General features: G+C 41.9%; 1 protein-coding gene. It reads left to right on the top strand.

Annotated features, from left to right (window positions below; genetic code table 11):
• Positions 1-101 precede the first annotated feature (101 nt).
• Positions 102-1,049: an IS30 family transposase gene (locus tag HX129_RS17680; protein WP_180048122.1), complete on the top strand. Its 948-nt coding sequence runs from the start codon at positions 102-104 to the stop codon at positions 1,047-1,049.
• Position 1,050: the final 1 nt, after the last annotated feature.

Below are 1,050 nucleotides of genomic sequence, written 5' to 3'. Positions count from 1 at the left end.
AACTTGGATTCTCAAATGAAGTGCAACAGAGATTAAATTATTGGAAGGAAGCAAGATGAGCTAGCATTTTGCTTCCGACCGACCAAAGTCAAAGTTGCATCATGAACTATACTCATCTTACTCAAGAAGAAAGATATCAGATTTCCACATTGTTACGTGAAGGTTTTTCTAAACGTTATATCGCCTGGAGGCTAAATCGTTCACCTTCCACTATTTCTAGAGAAATAGCACGCAATCGAGCAAGGAATGGTTATTTCGCTCAACATGCCCATAAATTAGCTTGCAGACGGCATTGTCCTAATCCTAAAAGAATCTCTCGAGAGGTTTGGGCACAAGTTATGGCTTACCTTGAACTTCAGTGGAGCCCCGAACAAATTGCTTCTCATGTTTCAGTCAGCCTGCATTCCATATACAGGTTTATACAGCAGGATAAAAGCAGAGGTGGTGTGCTCTTCCGCAACTTACGTTTCAGAAATCAAAGAAAGAGAAAATATGGCTCCATTGAGACTCGTGGCCAACTGACAAACCGCAAAAGCATTCACGATCGACCTGCTGAGATTGAGCAGCGCTCCCGTTTCGGTGATTTGGAAATAGATACGATTGTTGGCAAGAATCACCAACAATCCCTGGTTTCAATTGTAGATCGGAAGACAGGTTATCTTTGGCTGAAAAAGTGCAGCACGCGCAAGGCTGAGGAAGTTTGCCAGGCTACGATCAGATTATTGGAACCGATCAAAGCACACCTAAAAACAATTACCGCGGACAATGGTAAAGAATTCAGCCTGCATGAGTATGCTGCTCAGGAATTAGATATAGATTGGTATTTCGCTGATCCCTATAGCGCCTGGCAGCGTGGAACAAATGAAAATACGAATGGATTGATCAGACAATATATTAGAAAAGGCAGTGACTTGAATGACTATACGGATGCATATATTGCAGAAATTACTCAACGCTTGAATCATCGTCCAAGAAAAAGACTCGGCTTTAAAAGTCCGAGTCAGGTATTATGGCAACAACATGGTGTTGCACTTCAAATGCTAATCTAAG

Source organism: Acinetobacter sp. 251-1 (assembly GCF_030329305.1).
Taxonomy (GTDB): domain Bacteria; phylum Pseudomonadota; class Gammaproteobacteria; order Pseudomonadales; family Moraxellaceae; genus Acinetobacter; species Acinetobacter piscicola_A.
Note: the sequence above shows the minus strand (reverse complement) of the source record. Positions and strands in the feature narration are given on the sequence as shown.

Bases quoted from the DNA above. Each gene is read 5' to 3' on its own strand.
- HX129_RS17680 (WP_180048122.1), top strand. From the start codon at position 102: ATGAACTATACTCATCTTACTCAAGAAGAAAGATATCAGATTTCCACA.